We start from the raw sequence: 764 nt of genomic DNA on the forward strand, positions 1-764 counted from the left end.
CATTGTCGAGGCCTTCCGGATTGAGCGGCTTAGTCACTGCCGATCTTGGAAGGTCTCGACCTCATTTCGGAGTCAGGTGCTCACGGCGTGTCGCTCAGCGCTCCCACCTCAAGTATGAAGAGCCGCAAAAGCACCCCCACTGTCACCCTCGCAGGCCGCTAAAATCGCATCCTTGCTTGCGGGAGGCCGCGAGAGGTGAAGCCACCAACACGAGAAAGCCGCCCGGAGGGTAACCGGACGGCAAAGAATCTCAACACTAACAATTGTACTTCGACGAGCTCGGTTGCCGCTAGCCACTTACTGAATATCGCCATTGCCGCGACGGCCGGGCCGAAGGCTGCCAATTGGCAGCAGCAGACAATCAGCTGGAATGACTTCCTCGATCTGCTGAGTGGCAAACCTGCAAGCTCGAAGGAAACGGCGTTCGGATACGTCTTCGGCGAATTGCGCGGCGATGGTTTGCGCCACCGGAAGAAAGACACAGTGGTTCAGCGCAGCGCGCTTACTCTCGACGTCGATCACCCGGCAGAGGACTTCCTCCTACGGCTATGGGCGGAGCTAGGCAATCACGCTGCGGTAGCCCATACGACGTTCAGCGCCACTGCTGAGGCTCCGCGCTACCGGGTGATCGTCCCGTTATCCGGCTCTTCTTACTTGAGGTGGGAGTGGCTGAGTCCGCCGCCGATGAGGAGCATGCGTAGGCGGTAGTTGTCTCGGTTGCGGAATCCTCGGGCGACGCGGCGGTGGAGTTCGATGAGTCCGTT

At 59.8% G+C, this 764-nt stretch carries 1 pseudogene; it reads left to right on the top strand.

Annotation, left to right across the window (positions count from 1 at the left end):
* Window positions 1-195: 195 nt before the first annotated feature.
* Window positions 196-582, top strand: a pseudogene (locus FJV46_RS15820) (hypothetical protein); the annotation flags it as partial.
* Window positions 583-764 lie beyond the last annotated feature (182 nt).

The organism is Arthrobacter agilis (assembly GCF_006494655.1).
GTDB classification, from domain to species: Bacteria; Actinomycetota; Actinomycetes; order Actinomycetales; family Micrococcaceae; genus Arthrobacter_D; species Arthrobacter_D agilis.